The sequence below is a fragment of the Streptomyces sp. MS191 genome (genome assembly GCF_008042125.1).
Taxonomy (GTDB): domain Bacteria; phylum Actinomycetota; class Actinomycetes; order Streptomycetales; family Streptomycetaceae; genus Streptomyces.
In genome coordinates this window covers 2,955,670-2,956,604 of record NZ_RDBI01000040.1, presented here as the reverse complement: position 1 = coordinate 2,956,604, position 935 = coordinate 2,955,670, and the positions used below count along the sequence as shown (strand labels likewise).

Annotated in this window: 1 protein-coding gene and 1 pseudogene; one reads left to right on the top strand and one right to left on the bottom strand. The window is 71.7% G+C overall.

Features of this window, described 5'->3' with window-relative positions; genetic code table 11:
- A pseudogene (locus EAO71_RS38995) lies at window positions 1-165 on the top strand (TetR/AcrR family transcriptional regulator); the annotation flags it as partial.
- Here EAO71_RS38995 and EAO71_RS20805 read toward each other — a convergent pair.
- Window positions 99-917 carry a sugar phosphate isomerase/epimerase family protein gene (locus EAO71_RS20805; RefSeq protein WP_147979076.1) on the bottom strand — a complete coding sequence of 273 codons (819 nt, stop codon included), beginning with the start codon at window positions 915-917 and terminating at the stop codon, window positions 99-101. The pseudogene EAO71_RS38995 and the gene EAO71_RS20805 sit on opposite strands and share 67 nt — an antisense overlap.
- Window positions 918-935 lie beyond the last annotated feature (18 nt).

Genomic DNA, 935 nt, shown 5'->3' with positions numbered 1-935 from the left:
GTCTTCGCCGCCGCGATCGAGGTCTCCATGGAGCCCGCGACGGTCGTCCCGGCCGTCCTGGGCGAGGGGACCGAGGGCATCGGGGAGCGCCTCGTGCGCTACTTCCTCGGCGTCTGGGAGAACCCCGCGAGCCGGGTGAAGGCCAGGGCCTCCGCGAGGTCGGCCTCGCGTTCGGCGGACGACATGGCCCGGCGGGTGTTGACCTCGATGACGACGTGGCCGTCGAAGCCGCCGAGGGCGAGCCGCTCCAGCACCTCGGCGCACGGCTGCGTGCCGCGGCCGGGGACCAGGTGCTCGTCCTTCGCGGAACCCCGGCCGTCGGCGAGGTGGACGTGACCCAGGCGGTCGCCCATGCGGTCGATCATGGCGAGGGCGTCGGTACGGGCGGTCGCGGTGTGCGAGAGGTCCACGGTGAAGTGCCGGTAGTCGTCCTTGGTGACGTCCCACTCGGGGGCGTAGGCGAGCATCTCGCGGTCCTTGTACCGCCAGGGGTACATGTTCTCGACGGCGAACCGGACGTCGGTCTCGTGCGCCATCCGCCAGATGCCGGAGACGAAGTCCCGGGCGTACTGGCGCTGCCAGCGGAACGGCGGGTGCACCACGACCGTGGAGGCGCCGAGCTTCTCGGCCGCCGCCTGGGCCCGCCGCAGCTTCGTCCACGGATCGGTGGACCAGACGCGCTGGGTGATGAGCAGGCAGGGGGCGTGGACGGCGAGGATCGGCACCTGGTGGTAGTCCGAGAGCCGGCGCAGGGCCTCGATGTCCTGGCTGACGGGGTCGGTCCACACCATGACCTCGACGCCGTCGTAGCCGAGGCGCGCGGCGGTCTCGAAGGCCGTCGTCGTCGACTCCGGATAGACCGAGGCCGTCGACAGGGCGACCTTCGCATCCGGGATGCGCACCACTGGTTCTGCCACGAAGGACAGCGTACGGGG